This is a genomic window from Polynucleobacter sp. HIN8 (assembly GCF_030297615.1).
In the GTDB taxonomy this organism is placed as follows: domain Bacteria; phylum Pseudomonadota; class Gammaproteobacteria; order Burkholderiales; family Burkholderiaceae; genus Polynucleobacter.
Map to the genome: position 1 here is coordinate 1607842 of NZ_AP028139.1, position 15605 is coordinate 1623446.

General features: G+C 46.4%; 14 protein-coding genes, 1 tRNA gene, 1 other RNA gene, 1 pseudogene and 1 riboswitch. Of the genes and pseudogenes, 9 read left to right on the forward strand and 8 right to left on the reverse strand.

Annotated elements, in window-relative coordinates:
• Nucleotides 1–175 precede the first annotated feature (175 nt).
• Nucleotides 176–793, reverse strand: a complete 618-nt coding sequence (locus QUE65_RS08405) for a Crp/Fnr family transcriptional regulator (protein ID WP_215369844.1) — start codon at nt 791–793, stop codon at nt 176–178.
• A gap of 75 nt (nt 794–868) precedes the next feature.
• Nucleotides 869–1073, forward strand: a riboswitch (cobalamin riboswitch).
• Between the two features lie 125 nt (nt 1074–1198).
• Here QUE65_RS08405 and QUE65_RS08410 point away from each other — a divergent pair.
• The 6 genes and pseudogenes from QUE65_RS08410 (at nt 1199) to QUE65_RS08430 (ending at nt 5305) form a co-directional block, all read left to right on the forward strand.
• Complete coding sequence (locus QUE65_RS08410) at nt 1199–3124, forward strand: TonB-dependent receptor domain-containing protein (RefSeq protein WP_286280629.1); 1926 nt, start codon at nt 1199–1201, stop codon at nt 3122–3124.
• Nucleotides 3125–3176: 52 nt separating this feature from the next.
• Nucleotides 3177–3713: a hypothetical protein gene (locus QUE65_RS08415; RefSeq protein WP_286280630.1), complete on the forward strand. Its 537-nt coding sequence runs from the start codon at nt 3177–3179 to the stop codon at nt 3711–3713.
• Nucleotides 3714–3732: 19 nt separating this feature from the next.
• On the forward strand, nt 3733–3972 hold the full coding sequence (locus tag QUE65_RS08420) for a hypothetical protein (RefSeq protein ID WP_215369850.1): 240 nt from the start codon (nt 3733–3735) through the stop codon (nt 3970–3972).
• Nucleotides 3953–4183: pseudogene (locus tag QUE65_RS10380) on the forward strand (cell division protein ZapA); the annotation flags it as partial. The gene QUE65_RS08420 and the pseudogene QUE65_RS10380, both read left to right, overlap by 20 nt.
• 84 nt (nt 4184–4267) lie before the next feature.
• A non-coding RNA gene (gene ssrS, locus QUE65_RS08425) (6S RNA) lies at nt 4268–4483 on the forward strand.
• A 3-nt stretch (nt 4484–4486) separates the two neighbouring features.
• Entirely contained in the window at nt 4487–5305 is an 819-nt protein-coding gene (locus QUE65_RS08430; RefSeq protein WP_215369852.1) for a sulfite exporter TauE/SafE family protein, read from the forward strand.
• Here the strand turns inward: QUE65_RS08430 and QUE65_RS08435 are convergent.
• From QUE65_RS08435 to QUE65_RS08460, 6 genes are all read right to left on the reverse strand, one after another.
• Nucleotides 5302–6825, reverse strand: a complete 1524-nt coding sequence (locus QUE65_RS08435) for a malonate--CoA ligase (RefSeq protein ID WP_286280632.1) — start codon at nt 6823–6825, stop codon at nt 5302–5304. The genes QUE65_RS08430 and QUE65_RS08435 overlap by 4 nt on opposite strands.
• Before the next feature lie 27 nt (nt 6826–6852).
• Nucleotides 6853–7839: a Bug family tripartite tricarboxylate transporter substrate binding protein gene (locus tag QUE65_RS08440; protein ID WP_286280633.1), complete on the reverse strand. Its 987-nt coding sequence runs from the start codon at nt 7837–7839 to the stop codon at nt 6853–6855.
• Between the two features lie 128 nt (nt 7840–7967).
• Entirely contained in the window at nt 7968–9272 is a 1305-nt protein-coding gene (locus QUE65_RS08445) for a malonyl-CoA decarboxylase (RefSeq protein WP_286280635.1), read from the reverse strand.
• Between the two features lie 60 nt (nt 9273–9332).
• Complete coding sequence (lgt, locus tag QUE65_RS08450) at nt 9333–10112, reverse strand: prolipoprotein diacylglyceryl transferase (protein ID WP_286280636.1); 780 nt, start codon at nt 10110–10112, stop codon at nt 9333–9335.
• A complete protein-coding gene (locus QUE65_RS08455; protein ID WP_215369861.1) occupies nt 10112–10582 on the reverse strand; it encodes a DNA polymerase III subunit chi in 471 nt (156 codons plus the stop codon). Before QUE65_RS08455 ends, lgt begins: the two co-directional genes overlap by 1 nt.
• 18 nt (nt 10583–10600) lie before the next feature.
• Nucleotides 10601–12148, reverse strand: coding sequence for a leucyl aminopeptidase (locus QUE65_RS08460; RefSeq protein WP_458574778.1), 1548 nt, complete (start codon nt 12146–12148; stop codon nt 10601–10603).
• Between the two features lie 80 nt (nt 12149–12228).
• Between QUE65_RS08460 and lptF the strand changes: the two genes are divergently transcribed.
• The 3 genes from lptF to QUE65_RS08475 are packed head-to-tail and all read left to right on the forward strand — an operon-like array spanning nt 12229 to nt 15449.
• On the forward strand, nt 12229–13344 hold the full coding sequence (gene lptF / locus QUE65_RS08465; protein ID WP_286280643.1) for an LPS export ABC transporter permease LptF: 1116 nt from the start codon (nt 12229–12231) through the stop codon (nt 13342–13344).
• Complete coding sequence (gene lptG, locus QUE65_RS08470) at nt 13341–14495, forward strand: LPS export ABC transporter permease LptG (RefSeq protein ID WP_286280645.1); 1155 nt, start codon at nt 13341–13343, stop codon at nt 14493–14495. The genes lptF and lptG overlap by 4 nt, the downstream gene beginning before the upstream one ends.
• 12 nt (nt 14496–14507) lie before the next feature.
• Nucleotides 14508–15449 (forward strand): CysB family HTH-type transcriptional regulator, encoded by a 942-nt coding sequence (locus QUE65_RS08475; RefSeq protein ID WP_215369868.1) that lies wholly within the window; start codon nt 14508–14510, stop codon nt 15447–15449.
• Here QUE65_RS08475 and QUE65_RS08480 read toward each other — a convergent pair.
• Nucleotides 15450–15534 (reverse strand) — tRNA-Leu (locus tag QUE65_RS08480).
• Nucleotides 15535–15605: the final 71 nt, after the last annotated feature.

Here is a 15605-nt window from a genome sequence, read left to right on the forward strand (position 1 = left end):
CTCTCTCCGTGGGATTGGTTGTCTTCAACTTCGCCTCCATAAAAGAGTCTCAGCTGAACTGAGACGAATCTTAGGACTCAGAGGAGGGTTCAGCATTGACTTTCGTCAATTTCCCCTAAAATCCAATAAAAACCTAGGGTTAGCGCTTACTCAATAAATCGAATAACCCTAAAATTTAGATAAATAGCTCTTTGTGTTTGCTCTTTAGGCGACTTAGAGTTTCGGGCGAAAGATTCAGGTAAGCGGCCAATTCTTTCTTGGGTAAAACCTCAAATAAGTTTTCGTATTTTCGCAAAAACCGTTCAACCCGCCCTGGGGCATCGAGCATGTGCAATGTAATCGTGTGTGCCATGATTTCACTCATGAGACGCATCACCTCAAACTCAAAACTTTCTTTAAGTTTTGGGTGGTTATCCAAAAACTCAGCCCACTTTTTAAGAGGCATCCGCGCTACCCGCGCCTTAGTGACCGAAGCAATACTGTAGGGCGCAGCGCGCTGTAAGCGCCATGCGGCATAACTGGTTTCAATATCTTTCTCAATGGCAAATCGCAGGATCATTTCTTTTGCATCAGCACTTGAAACAATACGTTTTAAGATGCCATCAAGAACAAAATATTGCTCCATTTGATAGTTGCCTTGACGTAACAAGATCTCGGATTTCTTAAGATCCGAGATCTCAAGGGAACTCTCTAATTCAGCCATGCTGCCCGGATCTAAATTACGCAAAACAATATTTTGGCTAAGCTGCAAGCGAATTAGATTTTTTTCTGGATGTCTATCTAGTATGGTCATTGAAATATTCACTCGAACTATTCATTGTAAGCCTTCCAATAAAGGAAATTCGGGTTATTCCTAGTCATAAATAGGGTAATATTGAGATGTCGTGGTGCCCATTTGTATGACATTTGGGTTAAACGGGAAACACTACTCAAACGTGTGCTGCCCCCGCAACGGTAAGTGAATGCGCCAGCTGTTCGGTGCTATGGTTTGATAAGCCACTGTGTATCAATGCATGGGAAGGCCAAATCTAAAGTTCACCAGCCCGGATACCGGCCAAGACAGGTGGAATTTCGTGAACGGGGACCTTCGCGCGCCAATAGAGGGCCCTCACACGCCCACATTGACGCTCATCCCTATTCCGAGTTCTGTATCGCCCGCTAACGGGGAGGTTGGCAGGCATTACAACTTGGATTTGTCATGCAACCTTGCCGTAATCTTTGGAAGGCCAACAACCGTTGGCGCCTATCCGCTCTTACTCTCGCATTAACCATTTCATTTAGCAACCAAACTGTCTATGCCCAAAGTGGGAATGTCTTGATTAGCACAGCCAATAACCCGATGGATCCGGTGATTGTCACTGCTACCCGCACCCCCACTCGCGCCAACGATGTATTGGCTGACTACGTTCTTATCGGCCCCGAAGAAATTGCTGATGCAGGACAAACCAGTCTTGTAGAGCTCTTACAGCGTCAAAGAGGGGTGGAGATTTCAACCATCGGCGGTCCCGGATCCGCAGCAAGCGTGTTCTTACGAGGATCAAACTCGAATCAAGCTCTTTTATTGGTTGATGGTGTGCGTAGTCAAGCTGCTGGAACGGGTGGGTTTTCGTTACAAGCTATTCCACTTGGAATTATTGATCGAATTGAAATCATTTTTGGTCCACAAAGTAGTCTTTATGGTTCGGATGCCATTGGCGGTGTCATTCAGATATTTACCAAAAAGGGTACGGGGCCGTTTCAAGCGAATGCCTCAACGGGGTATGGCGGTTATGGCACGAGCATTACGGATGCCAGCCTTTATGGCTCGTTCGGAGACACGAAGACAACAAGTTACGCCATTAGCGGATCGCAAGAAATTTCTACTGGGTTTAACTCTGTAGCTACAAATAATAGAAATGCATTAAGTCAAAATCGAACAGGCTATACCAAAAGTGGTGGTGCTGGTCGTATTGCCCAGGAATGGGATCGTGGGCAAGAGTTTGGATTTCAGTTTTTGGCTTCTCGACTCGACAATCAATACCCTGTTTCTAGTTTTTATGGGGGTGGCATTGGGAGTCAAATTAGCAATTTGGGGATCTTTTCCATATTCTCGAACAATCAAATCAACAAAGACTGGAAAAGCATGCTTCAAGTCTCCCAGTCAAATGATTACTCGCAGAATCTCTACAGCACCGGAAATCCTGTTTACAAAACAAAACAGATGATTTATTCCTGGCAAAACGATATCAAGATTGGTAGTGATCTATTGCAACTTGTTGCGGAGCGAAAAACTTTAAGCGGTTACTCCAATGATGGCGGTGTCGTCAGTCAAAATCAAAATACCAATACCGTGGCAGGTTCTTATCAGCTTAAACGTGGATCACACTTAGCAAACCTTGCACTTCGCAATGACAGTATTACTGGGTATGGGCCACAAACGACAGGCAGCGCATCGTATGGTTACTTTTTCTCCAAACAAATTCGAGGCAATATTAATTACGGTACCGGCTTTAAGGCCCCGTCATTTAATGACTTGTATTTTCCTGATTACGGTAATACCAATTTACAAGCAGAAAAAAGTAAAAATACCGAGATTGGTCTCCACTATGAGTCCAGCGGCTTGGATCTTCATTTAATTGGATTTAATAGCACCATTACCAATCTCATTCAGTACACCACGACTACCCCTCCATGCACGATTGCGCAACTTAATGGTCCTAATTACGGATGTGCTGGCAATGCTGGTGTTGCAAAAATCTCTGGCGTATCCGTTGGCGGTATCGCAAAGTTATCGAGTCTTCGCCTAAAAGCATCCTATGATCAACAAAATCCGATTGATCAAACTACTGGATTTCTGCTGGCTAAGCGTGCTCGTCAATTTGGAAACCTTGGTGCTGAGTACCGTTATCAAAAATTGAATGTGGGCGCCGAGGGAACATTTCAAGGAGGACGGTATAACTCGGGTAACTCCAGTTATATGGGCGGCTATGCCATCTTCAATTTGTATGGCAATTACGAATTTGCCAAAGACTGGTCGATCTTTGGTCGTTGGAACAATATCTTCAATAAAGATTACCAACTATCTTATGGTTACAACACCCCAGGATCGAACCTTTTTATTGGGGTTCGGTACGCCATGAAATAAAGGTTTTGTGTTAATTTAGGTCTAAAATAGCCCCATTACTCAAGGAGGAATCATGTTTAATCTTTCGACCAAACAGACCATATGGATCGCTGTGGTTTTTTCCTTGATTTTGTGGGCCACTCGAGGACAACATGTAGCCTCCCTGATGGGCTTGCCTGACGCTACCTGGGCAATTGCTTTTATAGTTGGTTTCTTATTAAGCCCAGCCCTCTTTTTGCTTGTTTTGGCTCAAGCCTTTGTAATCGATTATTTGGCTATGGGCGATTTCATTTTCAACCTTGCCTACGTGGCTTTAATCCCATCGTATTTGGTGCTCTGGATGGCCGGTCGGTGGTTGCGCCAGCACTATGAACAGAACGGGTTCAGAATTGGTCAATTTGCAATTGCCTTGGTTGCTGGGGTTGCGATTTGTGAGCTGATTTCCAGCGGGGCTTTTTATCTACAAAAGAGCGGTACATCGCTTGTGGGATTCGCTGAGGTATTTGGAACTTATTTCTTTAGTAATTTGTTCTTCACCCTCTGCTACATTGCCGTTGCCTCACTCGGGTTCTATCTAGTTACCGAAACCGCTAAAAAGAAATTAGCCTAGTTCTGATACCATTTTAGATATGTCGCAAGATTCCATTGAGCAAACGCTCCGACGTCTTTCTGAGAAGTTAAAAATGGTGAATGCCTCCGTTGAGGCATTACGACAAGATCGCGTGACCCTCGAGTCAAAAATTGAGGATGCTCAAAAGCGCATCGAGCACATCTTAAAACGCCTTCCTGAACAAAGTGATTCGCGCCAAATGAACCTGTTGGGTGATAACGCAATGATTGATAAAGACCATGACCCAACAACGCATTGAAGTTAGTCTGGCTGGCCACAAAATCACGCTTGCAACCTCAAGCGATCACGAGCTATTGCTCCGTGAGGCCTGCTCTTTGGTGGATGAACAAATCAAGTTGGCTCTTGCTAGCGGCAATAAAAGTATTGAGCGCGCAGCGATGATGGCTGCCATTAAATTAGCGGGTGACCTGATTCAATCTCAGCAATCCATTGCGCAAGCCTCTGCTACCCCTACGATTGATCCAGAACAACTAAATCTAATTGAGCAAGAAGTGAACGCACTTGAACAACAAGTCGATTCTCTAATCAAAACACTTTCCCTGCCTGGTGCGCCAAGGCCAATAGTTCCTTGAACCGATGCGTAAGCATACGGAACGGGTATTGCAGTATGGGCGCGAGCGTCTTATCGATTTACAGTGTGGGCCCGTCCGACACTCCCTGAATCATTTGATGCACCCGAAGTATTGCTACCGTACCACCTTGAACTTTAGGGTTCAGGATGACGGTCTAGCGACCAAGGCGGGGATCCTTTCATGTTTTTGACTGACATTGCAATCCTCCTAGTTTGTGGAGGATGTGCTGGGTTCTTGGCGGGCCTTCTTGGGATTGGAGGCGGGATGATTCTGGTTCCCTTCATGATCATTGTTTTTAATCACCAGGGTTTTAGCCAAGACATCATTGTTCATATGGCAATTGCCACTGGCATGACCACCATTTTGTTTACCTCGCTCTCGGCTATTCGGGCTCATCATCGCCACGGCTCAATTGATTGGAAACTGGTTGCGGGCTTTACCCCCGGAATTATTGTTGGTAGTTTTTTAGGGGGTAGCGAGTTATTTGAGGCGTTTAATACAGGCTGGCTCTCCCTTTTCTTTGCGGTCTTTATTGTGTACACCTCAATTCAGATGTTCATTAATAAAAAACCGAAGCCCGAGCGCGAACTGCCTGGGAAGCTAGGCTTGTTTTCTTATGGCGCCTTCTCTGGAGGCTTGTCGAGCCTATTGGGTGCTGGCGGTGCCTTTGTCACCGTACCATTCATGATCTGGTGCAACGTAAGTCCCCATGTGGCGATGGCAACCTCCTCGGGACTGGGTTTTCCGATTGCCCTTGCTTCAACCCTGGGTTACGTCTTTGGTAGCTTTGGACGACCCGACTTGCCCGCTGGTTCTTTTGGTTTTATCTATCTACCTGCAGTTGCTTGCATCGTAGCAACGAGTATTTTCACTGCTCCGTTAGGGGCAAAGTTAGCTCGCAAGCTCAATGTCGTTCAGCTCAAACGTGTCTTTGGGGTAATGCTGATGTTCTTGGCGCTCTTTATGTTTAATGAAGCCCATAAAGCGCTGAGTGCTTAATGACTGTACTGCTGACGCAACACGTTCTTTTGCACCTTGCCCATTGCGTTACGCGGTAATCCCTCGACTATTTCAATTCGCTTGGGAACTTTAAAGTTCGCAATCTTTGATTTCAATGCATCGATCATGGACTGGCTATTGAGTTTAGCTCCAGGCTTTGGAACCACAATCGCCATGACTGCCTCACCAAAATCTTTATGCGGAATACCAATCACCGCGCTTTCTTCAACCCCATCCATATCATCAATAAAACTCTCGATCTCTTTTGGGTAAACGTTATAACCACCCGAGATGATTAAATCCTTATTGCGGCCGACGATGCAAAGATAGTGATTGGGAACCTTGCCGGCACTGGTCTCACCACCCCAACGACCCACATCACCGGTTTTAAACCAACCATCGTTCGTGAACTCTTCAGCGGTCTTCTCTGGCATGCGCCAGTAGCCCTTAAATATATTTGGACCGCGCACTTCAATGGCACCAATCTCATTGACGCTGCATCGGGATCCAGATTCATTCACGACGCGAACCTCAACACCTGGGAGAGGCACGCCAACAGATCCGCCGACTCTCGACCCCTGATAAGGGTTAGAAACCAACATCACGGTCTCGCTCATACCATAACGCTCAAGAATGGTATGCCCAGATACCTTCTGAAAAGTATTAAAGGTCTCGGTTAACAATGGCGCTGAGCCCGATACAAACAAGCGCATGTTTTTACAAACACTCTGGTTAAAGTTTGGATCAAGCAATAAGCGAACGTAGAATGTGGGTACGCCCATCATGATGGTTGAACGCGGCAAATGCTTAATTAATTGCGCTGTATCTAAACGAGGCAACCAAATCATTTTGCTGCCATTTAATAACGCCCCATGAGCCGCAACAAACAAACCGTGAACATGGAAAATCGGCAGTGCATGCAAAAGGATGTCGCCTTTTTTCCAACCCCAAAACTCTTTTAATACCTGAGCATTGCTACCAAGATTGCCATGCGTCAGCATGGCTCCTTTACTGCGCCCGGTGGTGCCCGAGGTATACAAAATGGCTGCTAGATCATCGTCAGCCTTTTTAACGGTCTTAAACTGATCAGAACATTGTGCAGCACGATCCAATAGTGATCCGATGCGGTTTTCATCCAATGTAAATACATTTAGAGTGCCACTTTTGAATGCAATCTTCGAAATCCAAGAAAAGTTCTTGGAACTGCAAACGACAACAGCTGGCTCTGCATTCTCAAGAAAATATTCAATCTCAGACTCTTGATACGCCGTATTTAGGGGCAAATAAACATACCCAGCTTTCAAAGTAGCAAGGTATAGAAAAAGTGCTTCTGGGGATTTTTCAACTTGGACAGCAACTCGTGAGCCTTGGGGCAAATTCAGGCTCTTGAGTAAATTTGCCATCATGGCCGTGGCGCGATCTAAATCACGCCACGAGTAATACAATCCTTCTTGGGTTTCGAGTGCACAGTCCTCGCGATTTTTAGGAAAGCCAGACTCTAGTAATGCGTATAAATTCACTCAAAACCCTTAACTACGAATACAAAATTAATCGAGCTTAGCGCCTGATTTCTTAACAACTTCAGCCCAACGCGTTACGTCGGAAGCAACTTGCTTACCAAATGCCTCTCCGTATAGGTTAGGATTATCCCCACCGTTTTGTGCCCAAATCGCTTTCAACTTTGGAGAATTTAGCGCCTTTTGAACTTCAGCAGTCATCTTGTCAACGATTGGTTTTGGTGTGCCAGCAGGAGCAAACATGCCGTACCAAGTCGATACACGATAGTCAGGCAAACCAGCTTCTACAAAGGTTGGTACGTTAGGAATTGCTGGATTGCGTTTATCGGATGCAACAGCAATCGCAAATAACTTACCTGCGTTAATTTGCGGAGCAGATGTTCCCAAACCATCAAATTCCAAATCAACCTGACCGGCGAGAAGATCGCTCATGGCTGGACCAGCGCCACGGTAAGGAATATGAACAATGAAGGTACCAGTCTGAATCTTAAATAACTCGCCTGCAAGGTGATGCACGGTACCACTACCTGCGCTAGCAAAGTTGTATTTACCAGGGTTCTTCTTCATGAGCGCAATGAAGTCTTTGAGGTTACGAGCACTCACACGATTTGGATTAACAACCAATACCTGCGGAACACTTGCTAACAAAGCAATTGGAATGAAACTCTTTTGAATGTCATAGTCCAAGTTTTTGTACATGGAAGGAGCAATCGTATGATGCGACGCGCCGATGAACCATGTATAACCATCTGGTGCTGCTTTAGCAGCTACCGAAGCACCGACCGTACCGCCAGCACCTCCACGGTTATCAATAATAAATTGCTTGCCCAATTGCTCAGTTAATTGAGCAGCCAAAGGACGGGCAAATGCATCCGTTCCACCGCCCGCTGGGAATGGGTTTAAAAATGTGACCGTTTTGACTGGCCACTCTTGTGCATTGGCGGTACTTGATAAGCCGACTACAGCTAATAAGCTAAGCACGAGGCCCGCTATTTTTTTCTTTTGATTCAACACCATTATTTGTCTCCTCTTCAATTCTTATAAAGGGTAAAACGATCGCGAACATCATTCTAAAACGAACTTCAAAATCTAGGGCAAAACCCCTAAAAACCAAGCACCGAGTCTTATATAGGACTTATTCAGGCTTAAATATTCATCAACTTGCTTACAGAGCGGGAGTAAATCATTTCCCCATTCACAAAGCGCTCATGATTTTCTTCAACGCTCGATAGATCATAGAGATAATTCACCATTAACCCAGCAGATTGCCGCAAGCCATTCTTGGACAAATCCCCCGCCCAGTTAATTTGATGTAGTTTGGCCCCGTTTCCCAAGTGGAATTTTGCGACCGGATTCCCATCCCGACTTGGGGTCACGGTTGTTAGATAAATCGCAGTTAATGCCATGAATGCCGCTTTCTCGCGCTCACTGCATTGATCGGGATGCCATGCTTTACCCAGCTTATCCATCCAATTGCTGCCATTTAATTTTAGGAGTTCCAGAGCATCATCGCGCGCCTTACGAACCGCTGGCTTAATTTTGTCGGAGCTTGGCAGATCGCCCAGATGCGCCCCAGCGGTGATCCACTCCATGAGGCCTGGAATCGGCGATAAGGTCACAAAGGTTTTTAATCCTGGGAACTCGGCGTGCAGTTGCTCGGCAACGCGCTTAATTAAGAAGTTGCCCATCGAAACACCCCGTAATCCAGATTCGCAGTTACTGATGGAGTAAAAAGCGGCCACCTTGAATTGGTTGGATTGCTCTACGGGGGTGGATTTCTTATCCACCAGGGGCATGATGGCAACCGGTATCTCTGGAAGTAGAGCAACTTCCACAAAGATCAAAGGCTCATCGGGGAGTTGCGGATGGAAAAATGCAAAACAACGCCGATCGGGTTGTAAACGCCGGCGCAGATCATCCCAGCCATCAATGGCATGGACGGCCTCATGGGCAATGATCTTCTCCAAAATCTCGGCAGGTGATTTCCAGTCAACACGGTGCATCTTCAAAAAGCCGGGGTTAAACCAAGATGACAGGAGATGCCGCATGTCATAGTCCAAACCCATCAACTCTGGTTTTTTATTCAGTAAAGTCAAAAGGTCGCGACGCATCTCGACTACCGCGGCCGTGCCGCCCGGAGCGCGGTTGAGTCGCCTTAACAGCTCTTGCCGTGGGGATTCTGAAATCTTCTGTAAGCGAATGTAGTTTCTTGCATTTGGATCTGCTGCAAAACTTTGAGCGGCTTTCGTCAATTGCTCTGCATCAATATTGAATTGCTCAGCAAGCATGGCAAAGAACTTTGGTCGTTGCTCGGTATTCAGCTTGCGATAGTTTGAAATCACATCGAGAGCCATGCTGACAGCGTTTGACTCACCTCGCTCGGAGACCAATCGGCGAACTGCGCTGGTCGCTCGGGATAAAAAACGAGTTTGGGCAATTTTTTCTAGCATGCTGACAGCATAACCAGATTTTTTAACAAAGGTTTAAATCAATTGGCCAAAAATGGTTTATTAGCGCGGCTTTCGCTGCAGTAAGTAAATTCCCAAACCGATCATGGGTATCGATAGCCACTGCCCCATAGATAAACCCAAGCCTAATAAGCCCAAGAACGCATCGGGCTCCCTAGCAAACTCCACCAGAAAACGAAGCAGTCCATATCCCAGTAAAAAGAGGCCCGATACCTGCCCTACTCGTCTTGGCTGACTCGCATATAGCCATAAAATCAAAGCCAATAAAAGGCCTTCGCCTGCAAACTGATACAACTGCGACGGATGGCGAGTAACTTGATCGACCATCGGAAAGACCATTGCCCAAGGCCAATCGCTAGGCCGCCCCCACAGCTCTCCATTAATGAAATTTCCGAGACGACCAAATGCAAGTCCCAGCGGTACGAGTGGCGCTACAAAATCCGTTATCACGAAATAGGAGATCTGACGACGCTTTGCAAACCACGCTAAGGCAATTAAGACCCCTAATAAACCGCCATGAAAGGACATACCCCCTTCCCATAACTTAAAAATAGCGATTGGATTTTGCAGATAAAAACTTGGCATATAAAAAAGCACATACCCCAAGCGGCCCCCAATAATTACACCCAGTACACCCCAAAATAAAATGTCCTCAACATCTTTAAAAGTCCAACGCATCGCTTGGTAGGGTTCTTGGCGAACTCGCAGTCGCCCAAGTAACAAAAATTGAGCAAAGGCAAACAAATACATTACTCCGTACCAATGAATCGCCAATGGGCCCAGTTGGAGAGCTACTGGATCGATTTGAGGGTGTATCAACATTAAGTTGCTGCCTTGCTTTGATCAAAGTGATGGAGCTCATGCCCCAAGGCGCGGTAACCTTTAAAACGCTCACGCCCTGCTTTTAGTTCATTCTCTTGGGTCGTAACTACTTCTATCCAACGAGGAAACCGCTCAAGCAAGGCATCAAGACCAAGTGGTGCCTCCGTGTGCAAGTAAAGTAAGACATCTTGATGCGCCAATGCCTGATTATCTAACTCGGATAAGTGATGAACCAACAAAATCGGAGTCTCGTGGGCGCCCTCTTGATGCAACCAGGCGTGAGGTAAAAAATCGGTTTTACTAAAGGTCCACAATAAATCGTCAAGCCCTTTTAGGTCTTGCTCACCACCCGTAATGACGATAGTGCGCGGCAATCCCTGAGGATGGGTACTCGCTAAAATTTTACGACTTAGGCGACAGCAATAGAGTAGTTTGTCCGAAACATGACTATGGAAATCAATTCTGGCCATTCGCTGAGCACTAAGCGCTTATTGATCGAGTAAGAAATTGAGGAGAAGTGGAACTGGTCTACCCGTTGCCCCTTTAGCGGCTCCACTCTTCCATGCAGTTCCAGCAATATCCAAATGAGCCCACCGGAATTTTTCAGCAAAGCGCGATAGGAAGCAAGCGGCGGTCACGCTCCCTGCGGGACGCCCCCCAATATTGGCGAGATCTGCAAAGTTTGACTTCAATTGCTCATGGTAAGCCGCATCAAGAGGTAAACGCCATACCGTATCTAAAGATTGATGACCGGCCTTACTCAAGGCTTTCACTAAGACTTCATCATCCGAGAACAAACCACTATGCACATGGCCTAGGGCAATAATGCAAGCGCCTGTCAAAGTAGCCACATCGATCACAACATTTGGCTTAAAGCGCTCAACATACGTTAGCGCATCACACAAAATCAGGCGACCCTCAGCATCGGTATTTAAAACCTCAATGGTCTGCCCAGACATGCTCTTCACAATATCGCCTGGACGCGTTGCGCGACCTGAGGGCATGTTCTCGCAGGTTGGCACCACTCCGATCACATTCTTTTTTAATCCCAACAAAGACACCGCATACATGGTGCCAAACACGGATGCCGCACCACACATGTCGTATTTCATTTCATCCATCGCTTCGCCAGGCTTTAATGAAATGCCGCCGGTATCAAAGGTAATGCCCTTGCCAACCAAAACGATCGGATCTTCATTCGCCTTTCCACCATCATGACGCATGATGATGAACTGCGGGGGCGTGTCTGAGCCTTTAGCAACTGCTAAGAAAGAACCCATGCCAAGTGCTTCAATTTGTTGTTGATTGAGCACCTGTACCTTTAGCTTGGTTTTCTTGGGAAGGTTTAATGCAGTCTGTGCCAAAAAGCTTGGGGTACAAACATTGGGTGGCAAATTACCTAGATCTTTGGTCAAATTCATTCCCTCTACCAAAGCCGATCCCTCGTGAACAGCTGCCTTCACAAGCGATGCCTGCTTGGCACTGGAAAGCACGGTGAACTGCTGAAGAGCGTCTGGTTTTTCCAAAGGCTTCGTCTTAAACTGTTCCTGTCGAACCCCAAAGCGATAAACCTGATCACCCACAATTTGGGCTAACAAACGAATCCGTTCTACGATTGCGGTTGGACTTTGATTGGATTTTTGCTTTCCAACAAAACTGGATGTGTGCCACAGCACTGACTGAATGGAACCACCACTCACCGCCTTCAGAATCGATCGTGCAATCTTGGCAAAATCACCTAAAGACTCGTTATCGCCAAGGCCTACTAATAAAACCCGTTTGAGCTTTACGTTATTCAAGGCCCACGCCCGAGTGGAGCGTAATAAGGTGCATACTCCTGCTTTACCATCGAGGTCCCCCACTGAGCGGGCCTCTGAAATGGCCCCACCGAGAAGATCATCAAGCGCCTCTAGCTGGGAGAGTTCGTTGGCTCGGTACGCCACCACCAAACAATCGCCACTTAAGCCACAAACCGCAGCGGCGCCCTTAGGGCTTTTAAAATCATTATCGGCAAGAACTTTCGTGCTAAATTGAATCGTCATCGTCTTTCACCATTAAGGGTTTTTTTACATTATCCACCGACCGAATTAAAGGCGCAGAATTAGACCCCGTAACCATGATCTTTGAACAAGCCCTCCGCCGCGAACTCAGCATGACCACAGGTGCTGTGTTTTTGGTCTTGGTCACCATCATGATTACCACGCTCGTGATTCGAATTTTAGGATTTGCAGCGAGTGGTTCAGTAAATCCCGAAGACGCTTTAGTGTTAATTGCTCTAGCCACCCTCGGTTACTTTGCCGTTCTATTAACCGTTTCGTTGTTTATTGCCGTCCTAATTGTTCTGGTTCGTTGGTATAAAGACTCGGAAATGATCGTTTGGTTTGCGAGTGGATTGAGTATTACTAATTTAATTGGCCCAATCCTGCGATTTGCAATTCCGCTCATCCTCATTATTGCCTTACTGGCTGCTTTTGTTTGGCCATGGGCAAATCGCGAGTCGAGTGTGATTAGTCAACGCTTTCAACAACGCGACGATGTATCCATGGTTGCAGCAGGTCAATTCAAAGAATCTGCCAAGGCAGAGCGAGTCTTTTTCATCGAAGATCTTGATGTTGATAAGGGGGAAGTTAAAAATATTTTTGTGGCCGATACGCGCAATCAAAAGTTAAGTGTTGCGGTTGCCGCTACGGGTTACATTGAAAATGCCCCAAACGGCGATAAAAGTGTGGTTCTCTTAAAAGGTCGTCGCTATGAAGGTCAACCAACCCAAGCCAACTTCAGAATTTTAGAGTTTGATGAATACGAGACCAAGATCTTAAGTAAAGAAGTCAGTAAGCCACCGCCACGCGATCGAGAAAAAAATGTGATTGAGCTAATCCAGGAGTCGGATCCCAACATCCGACGCGCTAACTTTGGAGAGTTGCTCTGGCGTATTGGTCTACCCATCATGGCCCTTGGTTTAGTCTTAATTGCGATTCCCTTGGCCTATGTGAATCCCCGTTTAGGAAACTACACGGCCATGTTTTATGCCGTCCTCATTTACCTGATGTACAGCAACCTCTTAAACCTTAGCCAAAATTACGTTTCGCAAGGTCGTATCGACTTCTTCATTGGTCTATGGCCTATTCACCTGATTGCATTCGGATTGGCGTTTGTTTTGATTCGTAATCGCATTAATCCATCCGTGAAGTGGTGGCAACGACAACTCCCGAGGGCATGGCAAAGTAAATGAGTTGGCTTTTTCCCAAAATTTACGAGCGTTACTTTGCCAAGCAAATTTATGCGAGTTTTGGCTTTATTTTGTTTGCCCTTCTGGCACTCTTCTTATTTTTTGACATTCTGAGTGAACTGGGATCGGTCAATTCAAAATACACACTGCCGCTGGCACTTTTGCATGTGCTCTTGAAGGCGCCGAGTCGTATGGTTGAAATTATTCCAATCGCTGGCTTAATTGGCAGTATTTATGTCTTTGCGATGATGGCCAGTCAATCAGAGTTCACCATCTTTCGCGTGGCTGGATTAGATATCAAACAAAGCCTCTACACGCTTGCCAAAATTTCCTTACCAATCGTCGCATTGACCCTTGCGATCAGTGAGGGCTTAGGGCCATATAGTGAGAGGCTCTCGGAGCGGATTCGAATGGAAGCCTTGGGCTCGACTTTTAGCTCCCAGTTTCGATCGGGCGTTTGGCTCAAAGATCAATTACGCGATCAGGATGGAGCGGGTCCGATTAAAGCTGGGGTTCGGTATGTCAATGTTGGCTCGATTGATCAAGATGATCAAATTCGTCAAATTCGGATGTATGAATTTGATCCCAACTACCGCCTTCTTTCAATTCGTAGCGCTGCGTCCGGTCGCTTTAATAATGCGGGTATTTGGGAACTAAATGATGTTTCAGAAACCCGATTTATTGAGAAACGCAGTGGTGACCCCTTAGATGCGGTCTATACCGCCCAAACTAAAACCATTCCAAAACTGAGCTTGGAATCCCAAGTTACTCCACAGATCCTTAATGTTCTTCTGATCAGCCCCGAGAAGATGTCCATCATCAGTTTGGGCCAATTTATTTTGCACCTTCAAGAAAACAAGCAAGATGCACAACGCCATGCGATCGCCTTTTGGAAAAAAGTGGTTTACCCCTTTATTATTTTTGTGATGCTCGCTCTTGCGCTACCGTTTGCGTTCATGAAAGTACGGGCTGGAAGCGTTGGTATTAAGGTCTTTGGTGGCATCATGTTGGGCATGAGTTTTCAGCTATTTAATACCCTTTTCTCCAGCGTCGGCTTACTCGGCGCACTTCCTGCCCTGTTTACCGCAATCTTTCCACCATTGATTTATTTACTGTTAGCAATCGCTGCTCTAAAGTGGGTAGCCCGTGCGTAAGGATATTTACGGATGAACCTGCATCAACTGCGTTTTGTTCGTGAAGTGGTCCGTCAGAACTTTAATCTAACTGCGGCTGCAAAAGCGCTATTTACTTCGCAACCCGGCGTCTCCAAAGCGATCATTGAACTTGAGGATGAGTTGGGTGTTGAAATCTTTCGACGCCATGGCAAACGAATTCGTTCATTAACCGAACCCGGTAAGCGAATCTTAGTTTCGATTGAACGCCTGTTGGAGGAAGTCGAGACCTTAAAGCGAGTTGGCAATGATTACGCCAATCAAGACCAAGGTAGCTTTGTGATTGCCACGACTCATACCCAGGCCCGTTATGCTTTGCCTAAGGTCTTGAGCGAATTTACAAAGCGGTTTCCAAAAGTGCGCGTAAGCCTGTTGCAGGGTAACCCCAGTCAAATTGCCCAAATGCTGCTTGAAGATCGTGCGGATCTGGCGATTGCTACGGAGGGGCTTGCCAATACCCTTGGGGTCTTGGCTCTTCCCAGTCACCAATGGCAACATGCAGTGGTTGTGCCATCTGGTCACCCCTTACTGAATCATGAATCCATCACCCTGGAGCTCTTAAGCAAGTATCCACTCATTACCTATGCAAAAGCATTTTCTGGGCGTAGCAAAATCGATGCGGCATTTGCGCAACGCAATCTCACCCCGGACATCATTTTGGAAGCAATTGATGCGGATGTGATCAAAACCTATGTCGAGAATGGGATGGGCGTTGGGATTGTGGCAGGGGTTGCCTTAGATCCCGAACGCGATCGGCAACTGAAATCAATTTCGGTCGGACATATTTTTGGTACCAATGTCACGCACATCGGCATCAAACAAGGCGCTTACCTGCGCTCGTTTATCTTCACTTTTATTGAGCTTTTTTCACCCACGCTCACACGCAAAATTGTGGAACAAGCCATGTCGAGCGAGTCGAGTGATTATCAAATTTGATGGTGCCTCGGGTCGGACTCGAACCGACACGCCTTGCGGCACCGGATTTTGAGTCCGGCACGTCTACCAATTCCATCACCGAGGCAAGTTCGTTAACGTTGGACAGTTAACAATCATGATTGAAGCGATGATTTTAACCAATCTCATCGCCTTGTA

Excerpts from the sequence above, each read along its gene's own strand:
- QUE65_RS08440 (WP_286280633.1), bottom strand. The coding sequence starts at position 7,839 with ATGGTGTTGAATCAAAAGAAAAAAATAGCGGGCCTCGTGCTTAGCTTA.
- QUE65_RS08475 (WP_215369868.1), top strand. The coding sequence starts at position 14,508 with ATGAACCTGCATCAACTGCGTTTTGTTCGTGAAGTGGTCCGTCAGAAC.
- lgt (WP_286280636.1), bottom strand. The coding sequence starts at position 10,112 with ATGTTGATACACCCTCAAATCGATCCAGTAGCTCTCCAACTGGGCCCA.
- QUE65_RS08445 (WP_286280635.1), bottom strand. The coding sequence starts at position 9,272 with ATGCTAGAAAAAATTGCCCAAACTCGTTTTTTATCCCGAGCGACCAGC.
- QUE65_RS08410 (WP_286280629.1), top strand. The coding sequence starts at position 1,199 with ATGCAACCTTGCCGTAATCTTTGGAAGGCCAACAACCGTTGGCGCCTA.
- QUE65_RS08415 (WP_286280630.1), top strand. The coding sequence starts at position 3,177 with ATGTTTAATCTTTCGACCAAACAGACCATATGGATCGCTGTGGTTTTT.
- QUE65_RS08405 (WP_215369844.1), bottom strand. The coding sequence starts at position 793 with ATGACCATACTAGATAGACATCCAGAAAAAAATCTAATTCGCTTGCAG.
- lptG (WP_286280645.1), top strand. The coding sequence starts at position 13,341 with ATGAGTTGGCTTTTTCCCAAAATTTACGAGCGTTACTTTGCCAAGCAA.
- lptF (WP_286280643.1), top strand. The coding sequence starts at position 12,229 with ATGATCTTTGAACAAGCCCTCCGCCGCGAACTCAGCATGACCACAGGT.
- QUE65_RS08455 (WP_215369861.1), bottom strand. The coding sequence starts at position 10,582 with ATGGCCAGAATTGATTTCCATAGTCATGTTTCGGACAAACTACTCTAT.
- QUE65_RS08420 (WP_215369850.1), top strand. The coding sequence starts at position 3,733 with ATGTCGCAAGATTCCATTGAGCAAACGCTCCGACGTCTTTCTGAGAAG.
- QUE65_RS08430 (WP_215369852.1), top strand. The coding sequence starts at position 4,487 with ATGTTTTTGACTGACATTGCAATCCTCCTAGTTTGTGGAGGATGTGCT.